This is a genomic window from Micromonospora sp. AB353 (genome assembly GCF_049538395.1).
Lineage (GTDB): Bacteria > Actinomycetota > Actinomycetes > Mycobacteriales > Micromonosporaceae > Micromonospora > Micromonospora aurantiaca.
Genome location: NZ_JBMVFV010000006.1, coordinates 151,085 through 167,446, shown reverse-complemented (window position 1 = coordinate 167,446; position 16,362 = coordinate 151,085). Strand labels below are relative to the sequence as shown.

Sequence of the window (16,362 nt, the reverse complement as noted above, 5' to 3'; positions counted from 1 at the left end):
CAGGCGCCGCTCAGAGCGGGTACGTGCGCGCCACCGCCAGCATCTCCGAGCTGTGCGACCCGACCACGCCCACACCCTCCGGCCGCTCCCGGAACCCGGGCACCCCGGACAGCCCGTCACTGGCGTCCATCGCGCGTACCGACACGGCACCGCCGCGCGGCACGAGCGTCAGCGTCACCTCGACGCCCTCCGGCGGCGGCGCGTGGAACACGATTCCGAACCCCCACTTCCCGTCGCCCGGCTCGACCGGCACGTTTCGCCCGGCCACCGAGGCGGAGCGCACCGTCGCGGTGCCGGTGTCGACGTGCAGCGTGAGCAGGCGCACCTGCCGCTGCGGCACCACCCGCACCCGCAGCACGCGCTGGTCGCCGGAAGTGCTGTCGGAGAGCAGATCCAGCTTCGGGGCGGGCAGAGGCGCGGCGGTCGCCGGTCCGGCACGCATCTCACCGTCGCCCAGCCCGGGGAAGTCGTCGGCCAGCGAGATGCTCCGGTCGACGTAGCCGTCGGTCCACGGCTGCGGCTTCTCCTCGCGACTGAGCCAGGCCGCCTTCCCGGTGCCCGCGTCCAGCGCGTACATCAGATGGGTCGGCACGGGATGCGCGGCGTCGAAGCGGTCGACCGCGAGGCCGACCCCGGCGAGCACCACCGCCGCCAGCGCGGCCGCCGCAGCGGGCAGCGCGCCGAGCCGGCGTGCGCGCAGCGCGAGCAGGCCGCGCTGGCCGCCGGCCCGTGGGTGCAGCAGGTCCACCACCGGGAGTACGGCGAGGCCGAGCAGCACCGCGACGAGCGCGGCTACCGCACCCATGCCCATGCCGAGCGCCGGGAACAGCAGCACCACCGGAGGCAGCAGGATCACCACCGCCACCGCGGCGGCGAGCGTCACCGCGACCACCGGCCACGGTCCGTCGCGGCGGGTGGCGAGCGCGGCGAAACCGGCGAGCGCACCGGCCAGGGCGGGCAGTGTCGTCAGGTACGCCCCGCCGGGTACCGCCACGGCGAGCAGCACACCGAACACGGCGAGCCAGGCCAGGCCGCCGAACGCCAGCGCCGCCGGGCCGACCCGGCGGCGCAGCAGCGCGTACCAGCAGAACAGCACCGCGGCGGCGAGCGCCACGACGGCGAGCCGGTACCAGACCGGACGGTACGGGTCGAGCAGCTCGGCGTACCCGGGTCGGATCGTGGTGATCGCGGCCCAGAGCAGCCACGCGCCGAGCGGCGCCACGACGACAGGCACCAGGGTCAGGCCGAAGCCGGCGGCGAGCGTGCCGGCGGTGGCCCGGCCCCGGCGGCGCAGGAACCAGCCGAGCGCGCCGACGGCGAGCAGCGCGATCACGGCCAGCGGCACTGTCAGCCAGCCGGGGTAGCTGATCAGGCCGCCGAGCATGGGGAAGTAGGTGTCGTCGTGGCCGGCGCGCAGGTCGCCCAGGTCGGTACGGCCGAACTCGCGGGCCAGGCCGAGCGCGTTGTCACCGTGCATCTGGAGGCTGCCCCGGTCCATCCGGGCCGGCACGTCCAGCGGGGTGTGGTAGATCGCGCCGCCGTCGATGTACGCGGAGTTCAGCCCCACGAACTTCCGGTCCAGGAACGCGGTGAAGTCGGTGTCATTCGGCAGCGCCCGGTAGATCTCCACCGCGAACGAGGTGCCCACCGGGTGCGGCGCGGCCTTGCCGAAGATCTCCACGAGCTTCGCGTTGTTCCGGGACGTCTCGAACATGATCACCGGGCCGGTGGAGCCACGCGCCTCCAGGTTGAGCACCACCCCGCCGTCGCGGGCGAGCGGATGGTCGCCGGCGAACCCGGCGGCCCCGCACAGGCACGCCTCCTCCGCGTCGGTGAGCACGAAGACGATGTCGTTGCGGGGGCGCGGACCGGTGGTCAGCGCCCGCGCCACCTCCAGGATCGCGGCGGTGCCCGCGGCGTCGTCGTTGCCGCCCGGCCCGGTCTGCACCGAGTCGTAGTGCGAGACCAGGAACACCTTCCCGGTCGGGTCGGTGCCGGGGAGCCGGGCCACCACGTTGCGCACCCGGGCCAGCGTCGCCCCGCCCGCCGCGCCGGACAACTGCCCGGCCTCGGGCGCGACCGCGTCCTGCACCTCGGTCTCCAGGCCCAGTCCGCGCAGCGTCGCCACCAGGTGCTCACGTACCCGATCGTTTGCGGCGCTGCCCGCCACGTGCGGCTCGGCGGCGATCACCTCGACGTTGCGGAACGCCCGGGCGGCGCTGAACTCGCCCTCGGGTGCGTCCGCCGGACGCGGCGCCGGGGTGGAGAGGCCGGCCAGGACGCCCGCCCCGACGGCGAGCAGCGCGACGAGCGCGGCGACGGCGGCGATCGGCCGCCGCCGGGGCCTGGTGAAGGCGCGGTCGGCGGGGCGGGTGGGGGGTGCGCCCACAGGGACTCCTCGGGGTGGATCTACGGGGGTGGGGATCATCCTGCACCCCCGGGGGCTGCGGCGGCAGTCCTCGGTCGGTGCGCTGCGGGCGTGACAGCGCTCCCGGCGTAACATCGTCTGTCGGCCGTGCCGCTGTGGAAGTGGATCGGTCACACGCTCCGCCGCGCCGGTGCCGGTCGCGTTGTGTGCGACTGTTGTCTGAGTCAGGATCAGCAGGGCATTCGGAAGGAGCCCGACATCACCAGCGAACTCCCGCGTCTCGCGGCGGTTACCCGACCGCAGCGGGGTTCCGGCGCGTCGGGTGCCGTCCACATGCCGTCTGCCGGGGCAGGCTTGCACGGCGTACCGCCGGGCGAGCGGCTGCGGGTGCTGCTGGTCGAGGACGACGAGGGCGACGCCTTCCTGGTCGGCGAACTGCTCGCCGAGACCAACTCGATGATCGATCTGCTGGTCGCCACCAGCCTCAGCGAGGCCCGGCAGCGGGTGATGGGCGTGGACTGCGTCCTGCTCGACCTGGGCCTGCCGGACGCGCAGGGCCTGGACGGGCTGCGCCGGGTGCTGGAGATGGCCAGCGGCGCCGCGGTCTGCGTGCTGACCGGCCGCTCCGACGAGCACCTGGGCATCGTCGCGGTCGCCGAGGGCGCACAGGACTACCTGGTCAAGGGCCAGGTCGACGGTGTCCTGCTGACCCGGGCGCTGCGGTACGCGGTCGAGCGCAAGCGGGCCGACGAGAACGCCCGCCGGCTGCGTGAGGTGGAGCTGCGCCAGGCCGAGTCCGCCCGCCTGGAACGCGGCCTGCTGCCGCAGCCGCTGATGACCACCGACGAGGTGTCGGTGCACACGTTCTACCGGCCCGGCCGGCACGCCGCGCTGATCGGCGGCGACTTCTACGACGTGGTGCAGACCCAGCCGGACCGCATCGACCTGATCGTCGGCGACGTCTGCGGGCACGGCGTGGACGAGGCCGCCCTCGGCGTCGAACTGCGCGTGGCCTGGCGGGCGCTCGTGCTGGCCGGGGTGCCGGACGACGAGGTACTGCCCGCGCTGGAGCAGGTGCTGATGAGTGAGCGCCGCCTCCAGGAGATCTTCGCCACGGTGGCCACCACCCGGCTCGACCTGGCGTCGGCGCGGGCCACCGTACGCCTCGCCGGTCATCCGCCGCCGCTGCTGCTCAGCGGTGGGACTGTCGCGCCGGTGCCGGCCAAGGGCGGGTTGCTGCTGGGCGTACGCCCGCGCCGCCCGGTCGCCTTCGACCTGGAGTTCGACACCGACGACTGGTCCCTGCTGATGTACACCGACGGTCTGATCGAGGGCCGGGTGGACGGCGGTGACGAACGCCTCGACGTGCCGGGCCTGACCGGGCTGCTCGCCGACCCGGCGAACCGGGCGGTGCCGCTGGCCGAGCTGCCCGCCTGGCTGGTCGGGCGGGCCGAGCAGATCAACGGCGGCCCGCTCGCCGACGACGTGGCGATGTTGCTGGTGACGCGGGGCAGCGGCCGGTGAGCGCTGAGGGCCCCGCGGTCGAGAACGACGATGATGCGGTGAAGGGCAACGGGGAGGAACCGGTGAAGGCGTACCAGCAGGGGTGGACCCTGCGGCGGCGGGTGGTCGCGCTGCTCGGCGTGGTGGTGGTGCTGCTGCTCGGGCTGGCCGCCGCGGAGGCGGCGGTCGCGGCGAAGAACCGCGAGAACATCGACGCGGTGCTGCTCAAGACCGGTCCGTTGCGCGTGCAGGCGCAGGAGCTGATGAGCGTGCTGCTCGACCAGGAGACCTCGGTTCGCGGGTACGCGGTGAACGGCGACCGCAGCGACCTGGAGCCCTACCGGGAGGGCGTGCAGCGCGAGCAGAGCCTGGTCACCTCGATCCGGAACCTCTCCGCCGACTACCCGGACGTGCGCCGGTCGCTGGACGTGGTGGAGCAGCAGACCGCGCAGTGGCGGGCCCAGGTGGCCGAGCCGGTGATCACCACTGTCGACCGGGACGGCGCGGCGGCCGGCCAGGCACTGATCACGGACGCGACACGTCAGCAGTTCGACGGCATCCGCGCTTCGGTGAACACGCTCCAGGACGAGATCCTCACCGTCCGGCAGGAGACCGCCGAGCGGGTCAACGCGACGAGTAACGCACTCGTCGTGCTGCTGATCATCGCCGCGCTGGTGGTGACGACGGCCGGTGTGGTGATGCTGGTCTCGCTGGACCGGATCCTCATCCGCCCGCTGGCCGCCCTGGTCGGCCAGGTGCGCGAGGTGGCCGACGGCGACTACCGGCACCGCATCGAGGGGTCCGGCCCGCCGGAGTTCCGCCGGCTCGCCGAGGACATCGACCAGATGCGCATGAAGATCGCCCGGGAACTGGACGAGGTACGCGAGGCGCGGGAACGCATCGAGTGGGTGAACAGCCAGTTGCAGAAGCAGGCCGAGGAGCTGACCCGCTCCAACCGTGACCTGGAGCAGTTCGCGTACGTCGCCTCGCACGACCTGCAGGAGCCGCTGCGCAAGGTGGCGAGCTTCTGCCAGCTCCTCCAGCGGCGCTACGCCGGGCAGCTCGACGAGCGGGCCGACCAGTACATCGCGTTCGCGGTGGACGGCGCGCAGCGCATGCAGCGGCTGATCAACGACCTGCTGGCGTTCTCCCGGATCGGCCGGCTGACCACCGGTTTCACCGAGGTCGACCTGAACAAGGTGATGGGCGACGTGGCGGGGCAGACCGAGGCGGCGTTGCAGTACGCCGACGCGGACCTGACCTGGGGCGAGATGCCCACCATCCGCGGCGAGGAGCCGCTGCTGACGAACCTGCTGGTCAACCTGGTCAGCAACTCGGTGAAGTTCCGCCGGCCCGACGTGCCGCCGAAGGTGCACGTGTCGGCGCGGCTGGTGGACGGCGAGTGGGAGATCAGCTGCCGGGACAACGGCATCGGGATCGAGCCGGAGTTCGCCGACAAGATCTTCGTGATCTTCCAGCGGTTGCACTCGAAGGACGCGTACCCGGGCACCGGCATCGGGCTGGCCATCGTCAAGAAGATCGTGGAGTATCACGGCGGCCGGGTCTGGGTGGACACCGACGCCGACGAGGGCACCACGATCCGGTTCACGCTGCCCGCGCTGGAGGCCGACATCGAGGCCGCCAAGGCGGCGGAAGCGGCAGCGGACGGCGACGCCACGGACGGTGCGGAGCCGGCCGAGGCGCCGGCCGCCGAGGGCGCCGAGACCGACCCGGCGGACGCCGGGCGGCAGCCGGACGGCGAGGCACGCGAAGAGCCGCCCGCGGAGGCGGACCGACACGGTACAAACGGTGGCATGAAGGAGACGGTGGGATGACCGCGCCCGCGGACGGCAAGAGCCCGATCGAGGTCCTGCTCGTCGAGGACGACCCCGGCGACGTGCTGATGACCCAGGAAGCGTTCGAGGAGCACAAGCTCCGCAACCGCCTCACCGTCGTCTCCGACGGCGCGGAGGCGCTCGCCTACCTGCGCCGCGAGGGCCAGTACGCGGACGCGGTGACGCCCGACCTGATCCTGCTCGACCTGAACCTGCCCCGCCGGGACGGCCGGGAGGTGCTGGAGGAGATCAAGAAGGACGAGGAACTGCGCCGCATCCCGGTCGTGGTGCTCACCACCTCGCAGGCCGACGAGGACATCCTGCGCAGCTACCAGCTGCACGCCAACGCCTACGTGACCAAGCCGGTGGACTTCGAGCGCTTCATCTCGGTGGTCCGCCAGATCGACGAGTTCTTCGTCAGCGTGGTCAAGCTGCCGCCGCGTGGCTGACCCGCTGCTGGACGACGTCGGCGCGCTGCTGAAGGAGGCGGCGGCCGAGGTCGTCGTGCCGTTGTTCCGCCGGCTCGACGCGTCCGACATCTCCGAGAAGGCGCCGGGCGAGGTGGTCACCGTCGCCGACCGCGAGGCCGAGGTGCTGATCTCCGAGGGCCTGCGGCGGCTGCGTCCCAGCTCGGTGGTGGTCGGCGAGGAGGCCGTCGCCGAGGACCCGGACCTGTTGCGGCACCTGCGCGGCAGCGGCGACGTGTGGCTCGTCGACCCGGTCGACGGCACCTCCAACTTCGCCGCCGGCCGCCGGCCGTTCGCGCTGATGGCGGCGCTGCTCACCGACGGCGAACCGGTTGCCTCCTGGGTGTACGACCCGCTCGACGGCACGATGGCGGCGTGCCGGCTCGGTGCCGGCACCGAGCTGGACGGGGCGTCGCTGAGCGCGCCGCCGGCCGAGCCCCGGGTGGGCGCGCTGCGCGGCACCGCGGCGACGACGTTCCTGCCGCCGGACTTCCGCCGCCGGGTGGAGGAGGGCGGCCGCCGCATCGGTGAGCTGCTGCCCGGCCAGCACTGCGCGGGGCGGGAGTACCTGGACGTGCTCACCGGCGCGCAGCAGTTCGTGCTGTTCTGGCGCACCCTGCCGTGGGACCACACACCCGGCACGTTGCTGGTGCGCGAGGCCGGTGGCGTGGCCCGCCGGTTCGACGGCGCCGACTACCACCCGGCCGACGACGGCCGGGGACTGCTCGTGGCGTCGAGCCCGGAGATCTGGGACGAGGTGAGCGCCGCCCTGCTGGGCGGATGAGCGGCGCTGCGCGACGGGCACGGCACGCTGCGTCGACGTCGGACGCCGTACGCCGTCGCCGGCCTGGCGCGTCGCGTGTGGTCCGGTATCGTGACCGGCGGTCTCCGCCAGCAGGCCGCCGTCCGGCGCCGGCGGAGACGCCGCTCGGTGTACGGGGGCCGGCGGTCGACGGAAGGACCAACACGTGCCCAGGACCAGCCCTACCGGCCGGCGCGTCCGGCGGTCGCTGCTCGCCGCGTTCGCCGCGGTGGCCGTGCTGCTCGGCTCCGGCGTGGCCGCCGGCCCGGCTGCCGCCGTACCCAGCCCGAACGCCCCGAACGAGGGCGGCAGCAAGCAGCTGCGGGCGGCGTTGGAGGCGGCGGCGAAGGGCCACATCGAGGCCCAGAACAAGCTGGAGAACTCCAAGCGCCGCCAGAAGGCGCTCGCCGCCCAGCTCAAGGACGTCGAGGTACGCCTCGTCGGGCTCAGCGCGCAGGCCGGTGAGGTCGCCGCGCAGTCGTACCGGATGGGCCGGCTGACCGCGACGTCGATGCTGCTCGCCAGCGCCGACCCGAACGACTTCCTCAAGCGCGCGGCCGAGCTGGACGTGATGGCCCAGCGGGACAGCAAGCGGCTGCGGGAGCTGGCCGACGCGAAGGCGCAGGCGGCCGAGGCGAAGCTCGCCATCGACGCCGAGGTGCGCGAGCAGGCCAAGCAGGTCGCCGTGCAGGCCCGCAAGAAGAAGGACGCCGAGGTGGCGCTGGCGAAGGTCAGCTCCGGCGCCGGGTCCGGGTTCAACGGCACCTCCTCGTCGGCGAAGCCCGCCCCGCGCAGCTCGGACGGCTCGTGGCCGTCGGAGTCCTGCTCGGTGGACGACCCCACGCCCGCGTCCGGCTGCATCACGCCGCGCACGCTGCACATGCTCCAGCAGGCCAAGGCGGCCGGTTACAAGCGCTACGCCTCGTGTCACCGCAGCGGTGGCGGCGGCGAGCACCCCAAGGGCCGGGCCTGCGACTTCTCCGCCGCCAGCGGCGGGTTCGAGGACAAGACCGCCACCGGCGGCGACAAGGCGTACGGTGACAGCCTCGCCGCCTGGGCGAAGAACAACGCCAACCGGCTCGGCATCATGTACGTCATCTGGTATCGGCAGATCTGGATGCCGAACACCGGCTGGCGCGCGTACAGCGGCGGTGGCAGCCCGGCTGCGGACCACACAAACCATGTTCACATCTCGATGTATTGACCCGGCCCGCCGCGAGCGCTGCGTAGCATCGCCACGGTGAGCAGCACATCGTCAGACGTCATCGCGGGACCGGCGGCCGACGCCCCGGTCCCGCCCCGGGCCCTGCCCAACGGGCTCGCCGCGTTCCTCGTCTTCCTCTCCAGCGGGGCCGTGCTGGTGCTGGAGACCGTGTCGCTGCGCCTGGTCGGCCCGTACGTCGGGGTGACCCTCCAGGTGACCAGCTCGGTGATCGGCATGGCGCTTGCCGCCATCGCGTACGGGGCGTGGTTCGGCGGGTGGCTCGCCGACCGGCGTGACCCGCGCACCCTGCTCGCCCCGGCGCTGGTGCTGGCCGGCATCGCCACCGCCGTCACGCTGCCGATCGTCAGGTACGCCGGTGAGGCGCTGCGCGGCGGCGCGGCGAGCGCGGTGCTCCTGCTGACCGCGCTCACCGTCCTGCTGCCGGCCGCGCTGCTGGCCGGGATCACCCCGCTCGTGGTGAAGCTCCAACTCGCCGACCTGCGCCGGACCGGGCAGGTGGTGGGCAAGCTGTCCGGCATCGGCACGCTCGGCGGCATCACCGCCACGCTCGGCACCGGCTTCGTGCTGGTGGCGGCGCTGTCCAGCACCGTCATCGTGCTGGGGCTGGCCGCCGTGCTCGGGGTGACCGGGCTGGCGCTCGGCGTCTGGCTGCGCCGGCAGGCCGGTCCGAGCGGGCTGTCCGCGCCGGGCCGGGTCAAGGCCGCGCTGGCGCTGCTCGGTCTGGCCGCCGCCGGGCTCACCGCCGCGGCGCCGAACCCGTGCGACGTGGAGACCGCGTACCACTGCGCCCGGGTCGAGGTGGACCCGTCGTGGCCGCAGGGACGCACGCTCTACCTCAACTCGGCCGAGCACTCGTACGTCGACCTGGGCGAGCCGACCCACCTGAAGTACGCGTACACGCAGTGGATCGGCCTGGTCGCGGACGTGGCGCGGCCGGCGAGGCAGCCGATGGACGCGTTGCACCTGGGCGGCGGCGGCTTCACCGTGCCGCACTACCTGGCCGCGACCCGGCCCGGCACCGACAACCTGGTGTTCGAACTCGACGGCGGCCTGGTCGAGCTGGACCGGCGGGAGCTGGGCCTGCGTACCGGATCGGGGATGCGCGCCGAGGTGGGTGACGCGCGGGTGCTGCTGCGCGGCGAGCCGGCCGACAGCCGCGACTTCATCGTCGGCGACGCGTTCGGCCACCTGGTGGTGCCGTGGCACCTGGCGACCCGGGAGATGGCCGCCGACATCCGGCGGGTGCTGCGCCCGGACGGGATCTACGTGCAGAACGTCATCGACTACCCGCCGGGCCGGTTCATCCGGGCCGAACTGGCCACCGTGAAAGCCGAGTTCGCGCACGTCGCGCTGATCGCCCCGCCCGGCGCGATCGACGGGAAGCAGGGCGCCAACTTCGTGATCGTCGCCTCGGACGCGCCGCTGCCGCTCGCCGCGATCCCGCCCGGCCTCAAGCTGCTGCCGGATCCGGCCTCGCTGATGGACGAGGCGGCGGTGACCGCATGGGTCGGTGACGCGATGGTGCTCACCGACGACTACGCGCCGGTGGACCAACTGCTCGCGACCGCCTGAACGGGTGACTTTCCTGACCGATTCCGACCGCTGAGGTGTATCGGGGCCCACTTCGGGCAACAGGACCGACCATGGGTGGACCGGTCAGGAACGGCGTGCAACTGCTCGGCGAGCGATATCGGCTCGTCGAGCAGTTGGGTGCGGGCGGCATGTCGGTCGTCTGGCGCGGCTACGACGAGGTGCTGGGCCGTCAGGTAGCGGTCAAGGTGCTGGCCTCGCGGCTGGCCAGCGACAAGGCGTTCCGGCACCGGATCCGGGTGGAGGCGCAGGCCGCCGCGCGGCTGTGCCACCCCAACATCACCAACGTGTACGACTACGGCGAGTCGGTGCAGGTCGGCCTGACCGTCCCGTACGTGGTCATGGAGCTTGTCGACGGCGGTCCGCTCAGCGGGCGGCTCGGCCGCGACGGGCAGCTTCCCTGGCGGGAGGCCATGACGATCGGTGCGGAGGTCGCCTCGGCGCTGGCCGCCGCGCACGCCCGTGGCGTGGTGCACCGGGACGTGACACCGGGCAACGTCATGCTGACCCCGACCGGGGTGAAGGTCGTCGACTTCGGTATCTCGGCGCTGGTGGGGGAGAGCGACAAGGGGCCGGACGGCGCGCTGCTCGGTACGCCCGCCTACCTGGCGCCGGAACGGCTGGACAACGGGCACGTCTCGCCCGCCACCGACGTGTACGCGGTGGGGCTGCTGCTCTACCGGATGCTCACCGGCCGCCTGCCGTGGCAGGCCAGCACCACCACCGAGATGCTGCGCGCGCACATGTACCGCGACCCGGACCCGATGCCCGCGGTGCCGGGGCTGCCCGAGCCGGTCGCCGCGCTGGTGCAGCGCTGCCTGGCCAAGCGCCCCGAGGACCGCCCGGCGACCGCCGAGGTGGCCCGTACGCTCGCCGAGGCGGCGGGTATCGCGGCGATCGTGCCGGTGTCGCCGGCGTTCGGCCGGACGGACCCGGCGCTCGCCGAGAACGCCGGCACCACGATCCTGCCGTGGTCGGCGGAGACCGACGCGCTGCCGTTCTCGGTGGTGCGGACCCGCACGAGGCGGGCGGCGGCGCGGCGGCGCAAGGTGGAGGCCGGGGTGGCCGCCGTCGGCCTGATCGCGGTGACCGCCACGATGTGGGGACTGACGTCGCGGAGCCCGGCCAGCGGCGGGGTGGAGCCGACCGAGGCGCGGATGAGCATGCCCGAGCCGATCCCCTGCGCTGTCGACTACTCGCTGCGCCGGGACACCGGCAAGGACTTCTCCGCCGAGCTGACGCTCACCAACACCGGCGACCGGGAACTGCGTGGCTGGACCATGAACTTCACGTTCCCCGGCAAGCAGACGGTCACCACGGCCCAGCCCCCGGCACGTCAGGCGGGGCGTACCGTGTCGATCGCCGCACCCGCGACGGGCCCCGCGCTGGCGCCCGGCGCGTCGACGAAGCTGACGCTGGCCGGCCGCTACACCGGGAGCAACACGCTGCCTGTGGAGTTCACGCTCGGCGGCAGCACCTGCGGCGTGCAGGTCTCCGGCATCGCCGGTTCGGCACCGACCACCGCGCCGCCGGTGAAGACGCCGGTCAAACCGGCCACCAAGACCACCACCAAGAGCGGGCCGGCGAAGGCCAAACCGGCGCCGGCGAAACCGAAGCCCAAGGCCGCGCCGAAGCCCAAGGGCAAGGGGAACGGCAAGGGAAAAGCACAGTAGACCGGCCGAAGGGGGGTGAGCACGGCAAGGGCAAGGGTCCGAAGAAGGGCTGACCGGTGCGACCTGTCGTCAGCTCAGCGCGGAGAAGCGCTGCACCTGGGTGATGCCGCCCTCCACGATGAGCACGCTGTCCGCCTCCAGCACGGTGTCCGGCCCGGCGTACCGGAACGGTTCCCCGGCCTGCTTCTCACCCACCACCATCACGCCGTACCGGTCCTGCGGTGCGATGTCGCGCAGCGACCGCCCGACCAGCGGCGCCGGCACCTTGATCTTGGCGATGGCGAAGTCGTCGTCGAACTCGATGAAGTCGAGCATCCGGCTGACGATCAGGTGCGCCACCCGCTCGCCGGTCTCCGCCTCCGGGAAGACCACGTGGTGCGCGCCCACCGAGTGCAGGATCTTCGCGTGCTTCTCCGAGGTGGCCCGCGCCCAGATCTGCTCGATCCCCAGCTCGGCCAGCGCCAGTACGGTGAGCACGCTCGCCTCCAGCGACGCCCCGATCGCGACCACGACCCGGCGGAAGTCCGCCAGCCCGAGTTGCCGCAGCGCCACCTCCTCGGTGCTGTCCGCCTGCACCACCCGGTCCAGGTCGGCCGACCAGTGCTGGACCCGGTTCGGGTCGCGGTCGATCGCCAGCACCTCGTAACCGAGACGGGACAGGGAGTCCGCCAGGCGCGCGCCGAACCGGCCCAGGCCGATCACCGCGATGCCGGTCTCCTCCGGATGTCTAGCCGACAATGGGTTGCTCCTCCGGGTAGCGGTACAGCCGTCGACGGGTGTTCAACGCGATGGCCGAGCCGAGGGTGAGTGGCCCGATCCGGCCGATGTACATGAGCGCGGTCAGCACGTACTGGCCCGGCGGTGAGAGCTGCCCGGACACCCCGACGGTCAGGCCGGTGGTGCTGAACGCGGAGGTGACCTCGAACAACGCGGCCGAGAACGATATGTGCGAGGTCAGCGCGATCAGGCCGACCGTCCCGCCGGCCACGAGCGCCACGCTCAGCAGCGCCACGGTCAGCGCCTGCCGCTGGCTCGCCGCCGCCACCCGGCGGCGCCCGACAGTGGTGTCCGGTTCACCCCGCAGCTCGGCCCAGATGGCGAAGCCGAGCAGGAAGAACGTGGAGACCTTGATGCCGCCGGCGGTGCTGGCGCTGCCGCCGCCGATGAACATCAGGCCGATCAGCATCGGGTAGCTCTCGTCGGTGAGGTGCCCGACGTTTATGACGTCGAAGCCGCCGGTACGGCTCAACGCGATCTGGGTGAACGACGCCAGCAGCTTGCCCGGCACGTCGTACGTGCCGATCGTGAACGGGTTGCCCCACTCGGCCATCAGCAGGTAGGCGACGCCGAAGACGGTCAGCACCACGCTGCCCCAGACGGTCAGCTTCGTGGCGACCGCCCAGCGCGCCGGCTGCCGCCACTCGCGTACCGCCTCGAACAGCGCCGGGAAACCGAGCCCGCCGATGATCGCGCCGATGCTGAGCGGCAGCGCCACCCAGCCGTCGCGGGAGAACGCGATCAGGCCGTCGGAGTAGAGCGCGAACCCGCCGTTGTTGAACGCCTGCACCGAGTGGAACACCGCCGACCAGAGCGCCCGGCCCGGCCGGTAGTCGTACGCCAGGAACAGGCGCGTGGCGATCACCGCAGTCATCAGGGCCTCGGTGACGAAGACGGTCGCCGCGATGCGCAGCAGCAGCCGGCGTACGTCGCCGAGGCCGAACTCGGCGGTCTCCGCCTGCACGAGCAGCCGGTTCCGCAGGCCGAGCTGGCGGGAGACCGCGAGGATCACCAGCGAGGCCCCGGTCAGGATGCCCAGACCACCGAGCTGCGTCAGCACGGTGATCATCACGAGCCCGAAGCCGTTCCAGTAGTTCGGGGTGTCGGTCACCGCCATCCCGGTCACCGACACCGCCGACGTGGACGTGAACAGCGCGGTGACGAACGGGGTGTACCGCTGCTCGCTGGTGGCCCAGGGCAGCATGAGCAGGCCGGCGCCGACCAGGATCACCGCCAGGAACCCCAACGGCACCAGCCGTACGGGCTTCCGGAGCAGGCGGCGCATGCCGTCATCTTCCGTCCGGAGATTCACCGGCAGGTCAGGAACCGACCAACTGGCGGTCAACCACGCCCGATCTGCTGTGCGTACCCATCGACGACAGGAGACGGCGTTGCGACGTACACTTTCCGCCCTCGGCGTGGCCGGCGCGCTGCTCGCGGCCGCTGTGGTGGTGCCGGCCATGGCCGCCCAGGCCGGCCCCGACCACCGCGCCGCCGAGCAGGCCCGCGCGACCCAGCGGCCGATCGTGATCGGCCACCGCGGCGCGAGCGGCTACCGCCCGGAGCACACCCTGGAGGCCTACCGGCTCGCCATCCGCCAGGGCGCCGACTTCATCGAGCCGGACCTGGTCGCGACGAAGGACGGGGTCCTGGTCGCGCGGCACGAGAACGAGATCTCCGGTACGACGGATGTGGCCGCCCGCCCCGAGTTCGCCGCCCGCAAGGCGACGAAGACCATCGACGGGGTCACCGTCACCGGCTGGTTCACCGAGGACTTCACGCTGGCCGAGCTGAAGACGCTGCGGGCCAAGGAGCGCCTGCCGCAGGTGCGGGTCGCGAACACCGCGTTCGACGGCAGGTTCCAGATCCCGACGTTCCAGGAGATCATCGACCTGGCGCGGGCCGAGTCGAAGGCCCGGGGCCGGACCATCGGCGTCTACCCGGAGACCAAGCACCCGACGTACTTCGCCTCGATCGGCCGCGCCTTGGAGGAGCCGCTGGTGGCGGTGCTGCGCCGCAACCGGCTCACCCACCGGGCCGACCCGGTGTTCGTGCAGAGCTTCGAGACCGCCAACCTGCGCAAGCTCGACACGATGATCGACGTACGGCTGGTGCAGCTCATGGACGCGTCCGGCGCGCCCTACGACTTCGTCGCGGGCGGCGACAAGCGGACCTACGCGGACCTGGCCACGCCCGCCGGACTGGCCTGGATCTCCCGGTACGCCGACGGCGTCGGCCTGAACAAGAACCTGATCGTGCCCCGGGACTCCGCCGGACGGCTGCTCGCGCCGACCCCGGTGATCCGTGACGCGCACCGGCAGAAGCTGGTGGTGCACGCGTGGACGTTCCGGGCCGAGAACCAGTTCCTGCCTGTGGACTTCCGCATCGGCACCGACCCGAACGCGCGTGGTGACATCACGTCCGAGTACGAGCTGTTCTTCGACCTGGGCCTGGACGGCGTGTTCAGCGACCACCCCGACACGGCGGTGGCCGCCCGAGCCGGCCGCTGACCCTGCTCCTTCTTCCGGGGTGCCCGCCGCAGCGGCGGGCACCCCGTTAGCGTGCCGGGGGTCCGTCGCGCTCGCCCGCTCCCGAGATCTTGGTACGAAACGGCCCCCGAGGGGCCATCCCGTACCAAGATCTCGGGCCGCTCTATCGATCTTGGACTTGTGGTGCCTCGCGTAAGCCGCGAACCGGGCATCTGAGGCGCCACAACTCCAAGATCGGCGGGGCGGGGCGGGGTGGGGGTGCGCTCGGCGGGGCTCGGTGGGGCGGGGTGGGGGTGCGCTCGGCGGGGCTCGGTGGGGCGGGGTGGGCACCACTTCGGGGAAGTGGCTGCTTCCGGGCGGGATGATGCCGCCAACTCGGCGTAGTGGAGTTGATCAGGCTGGCGGTTCGGCTACGTAGGTGCCTCGGCCGGGCTGGCCGGTGATCAGCTCGCGATCGTGCAGCAACGACATCGCACGGTAGGCCGTGTTCATGTGGACGCCGTAGGACTCGGCCAACTCGCGGGTTGAGGGCAGTCTGTCGCCCGGCTTCAGCTCGCCACTCTTGATCTTTGCGGCGATGTCGTTGGCGATGCGGCGGAACGGTGCTTCTGCTGTGGGCATGGTGGGGACTCCGGTTGGTTCGGCGAATCCGATCCTGCCCTACCTGCACAAGTAACTGCAACAAGTTGCCCAGCGCGTCGAGAGTGGAGGCTCGCGCATAACCAGATACTGGTGTAGGTTGAGTCGCGTCCGGCTCCGGTTGGTTCGGCAAACCTCGGGAGTCGGACCCGGATTGGGCTCCGGGGTCGTACCGCCGAACGGGCTGCGGTCTCGGGGTCGGCGGCCCGCCCGCGTCCCCTGTCTGCGGGCGGGCCGCCTCCACGGCTCGGTGAGGAGGATCGGCGTGCGCAACGTGCTCAACCTGTTCCAGCCAACCCGGCGACGTGGCAAGGGAGGGCCGCCCAACCAGGGCTGGTACCGCTCGGAGTCGTGCCGGCCGCTGAGCGTCGGGCAGATCCGCGAGCGGCGGTTCCGCACCGTGCGGCACGGGCTCGACCCGGCGGAGGTGCACGCCTTCCTCTACCGGGTGGCCGGTGACCTGGCGCTGGCCCGGCGAGACGCGTCCCGGTACGCCGAGGAGAACACGCGCATCAAGGCGGCGCTCAAGAGCTGGCAGTCCCGGTTCACGCCGGGCGCGCAGCGGTGAGCCGGGAGCGGTTCGTCGTACACCTGCCGGTGCTCGCGGCCGACCTCGACGGCGCGCGGGCGTTCGCGCGGGCCATCTGCCGGGCGCTGGGGTTCCTGGCCGACGTGGAGCGCGCCGGGACGACCGTGTCGCGGGAGGATGAGCAGTCCGTACGCCACTGGGTCTGGTGCGACCGCCCGCACGGCGGTGGCCGGCGCTGCCCCAAGGCGGCCGACCACGACGGGGACTGCGGCGGGCGCTGACCCGGCCCGCGATGGCGTGGGCCGACATTCCCGGCGGGGTCTGCGTGGTGGGTGTGGCCATCCCGGGTCGGCGCGGTTACGTGGCGATGTCCGGCGTTGTAACGTGCGGCCATCCCGTCGCGGGTACTTGTGTGCGCCGACCACATAGCCCGTGGGTGACGTCACTTCTAGCGTGAGCCGACAA

General features: G+C 72.6%; 14 protein-coding genes. 10 read left to right on the top strand and 4 right to left on the bottom strand.

The genetic code is table 11. The annotated features are described in order from the left end of the window. Positions 1-10: 10 nt before the first annotated feature. Positions 11-2,389: a M28 family peptidase gene (locus ACPCK6_RS05475; protein WP_423480491.1), complete on the bottom strand. Its 2,379-nt coding sequence runs from the start codon at positions 2,387-2,389 to the stop codon at positions 11-13. A 312-nt stretch (positions 2,390-2,701) separates the two neighbouring features. Here ACPCK6_RS05475 and ACPCK6_RS05470 point away from each other — a divergent pair, with 312 nt between their 5' ends. The 7 genes from ACPCK6_RS05470 (at position 2,702) to ACPCK6_RS05440 (ending at position 11,463) form a co-directional block, all read left to right on the top strand. After that, positions 2,702-3,892, top strand: a complete 1,191-nt coding sequence (locus tag ACPCK6_RS05470) for a PP2C family protein-serine/threonine phosphatase (protein ID WP_423480490.1) — start codon at positions 2,702-2,704, stop codon at positions 3,890-3,892. Positions 3,893-3,954: 62 nt separating this feature from the next. After that, positions 3,955-5,706, top strand: a complete 1,752-nt coding sequence (locus ACPCK6_RS05465; RefSeq protein ID WP_396881107.1) for a sensor histidine kinase — start codon at positions 3,955-3,957, stop codon at positions 5,704-5,706. After that, entirely contained in the window at positions 5,703-6,155 is a 453-nt protein-coding gene (locus tag ACPCK6_RS05460; protein WP_091569521.1) for a response regulator, read from the top strand. The genes ACPCK6_RS05465 and ACPCK6_RS05460 overlap by 4 nt, the downstream gene beginning before the upstream one ends. Beyond that, positions 6,148-6,957, top strand: coding sequence for an inositol monophosphatase family protein (locus ACPCK6_RS05455; RefSeq protein ID WP_423480489.1), 810 nt, complete (start codon positions 6,148-6,150; stop codon positions 6,955-6,957). Before ACPCK6_RS05460 ends, ACPCK6_RS05455 begins: the two co-directional genes overlap by 8 nt. Positions 6,958-7,141: 184 nt before the next feature. After that, the gene (locus ACPCK6_RS05450; protein ID WP_356957534.1) at positions 7,142-8,179 is read left to right on the top strand and encodes a coiled-coil domain-containing protein; all 1,038 of its coding nucleotides are present in this window, start codon (positions 7,142-7,144) and stop codon (positions 8,177-8,179) included. A gap of 36 nt (positions 8,180-8,215) precedes the next feature. Beyond that, positions 8,216-9,772 (top strand): fused MFS/spermidine synthase, encoded by a 1,557-nt coding sequence (locus ACPCK6_RS05445; RefSeq protein WP_396881051.1) that lies wholly within the window; start codon positions 8,216-8,218, stop codon positions 9,770-9,772. Between the two features lie 71 nt (positions 9,773-9,843). Beyond that, positions 9,844-11,463 (top strand): serine/threonine-protein kinase, encoded by a 1,620-nt coding sequence (locus ACPCK6_RS05440; protein WP_423480488.1) that lies wholly within the window; start codon positions 9,844-9,846, stop codon positions 11,461-11,463. A 69-nt stretch (positions 11,464-11,532) separates the two neighbouring features. On the opposite strand, the gene ACPCK6_RS05435 is transcribed toward ACPCK6_RS05440, so the two are convergent. Together ACPCK6_RS05435 and ACPCK6_RS05430 are read right to left on the bottom strand one after the other, a co-directional pair. After that, on the bottom strand, positions 11,533-12,201 hold the full coding sequence (locus ACPCK6_RS05435) for a potassium channel family protein (protein WP_356957540.1): 669 nt from the start codon (positions 12,199-12,201) through the stop codon (positions 11,533-11,535). Further along, a complete protein-coding gene (locus ACPCK6_RS05430; protein ID WP_423480487.1) occupies positions 12,191-13,525 on the bottom strand; it encodes a TrkH family potassium uptake protein in 1,335 nt (444 codons plus the stop codon). Before ACPCK6_RS05430 ends, ACPCK6_RS05435 begins: the two co-directional genes overlap by 11 nt. A gap of 106 nt (positions 13,526-13,631) precedes the next feature. Between ACPCK6_RS05430 and ACPCK6_RS05425 the strand changes: the two genes are divergently transcribed. After that, on the top strand, positions 13,632-14,750 hold the full coding sequence (locus tag ACPCK6_RS05425; protein ID WP_423480486.1) for a glycerophosphodiester phosphodiesterase: 1,119 nt from the start codon (positions 13,632-13,634) through the stop codon (positions 14,748-14,750). Positions 14,751-15,122: 372 nt separating this feature from the next. Here ACPCK6_RS05425 and ACPCK6_RS05420 read toward each other — a convergent pair whose 3' ends face one another. After that, the gene (locus ACPCK6_RS05420) at positions 15,123-15,350 is read right to left on the bottom strand and encodes a GntR family transcriptional regulator (protein WP_069088015.1); all 228 of its coding nucleotides are present in this window, start codon (positions 15,348-15,350) and stop codon (positions 15,123-15,125) included. Positions 15,351-15,633: 283 nt separating this feature from the next. On the opposite strand from ACPCK6_RS05420, the gene ACPCK6_RS05415 reads away from it, so the two are divergent. Together ACPCK6_RS05415 and ACPCK6_RS05410 are read left to right on the top strand one after the other, a co-directional pair. Then, positions 15,634-15,936, top strand: a complete 303-nt coding sequence (locus ACPCK6_RS05415; RefSeq protein WP_355506052.1) for a DivIVA domain-containing protein — start codon at positions 15,634-15,636, stop codon at positions 15,934-15,936. Beyond that, positions 15,933-16,178, top strand: a complete 246-nt coding sequence (locus ACPCK6_RS05410; protein WP_396881055.1) for a hypothetical protein — start codon at positions 15,933-15,935, stop codon at positions 16,176-16,178. Before ACPCK6_RS05415 ends, ACPCK6_RS05410 begins: the two co-directional genes overlap by 4 nt. Positions 16,179-16,362 lie beyond the last annotated feature (184 nt).

Coding starts and splice junctions, on each gene's coding strand:
- ACPCK6_RS05470 (WP_423480490.1), top strand. CDS start 2,702: ATGCCGTCTGCCGGGGCAGGCTTGCACGGCGTACCGCCGGGCGAGCGG.
- ACPCK6_RS05460 (WP_091569521.1), top strand. CDS start 5,703: ATGACCGCGCCCGCGGACGGCAAGAGCCCGATCGAGGTCCTGCTCGTC.
- ACPCK6_RS05440 (WP_423480488.1), top strand. CDS start 9,844: ATGGGTGGACCGGTCAGGAACGGCGTGCAACTGCTCGGCGAGCGATAT.
- ACPCK6_RS05430 (WP_423480487.1), bottom strand. CDS start 13,525: ATGCGCCGCCTGCTCCGGAAGCCCGTACGGCTGGTGCCGTTGGGGTTC.
- ACPCK6_RS05420 (WP_069088015.1), bottom strand. CDS start 15,350: ATGCCCACAGCAGAAGCACCGTTCCGCCGCATCGCCAACGACATCGCC.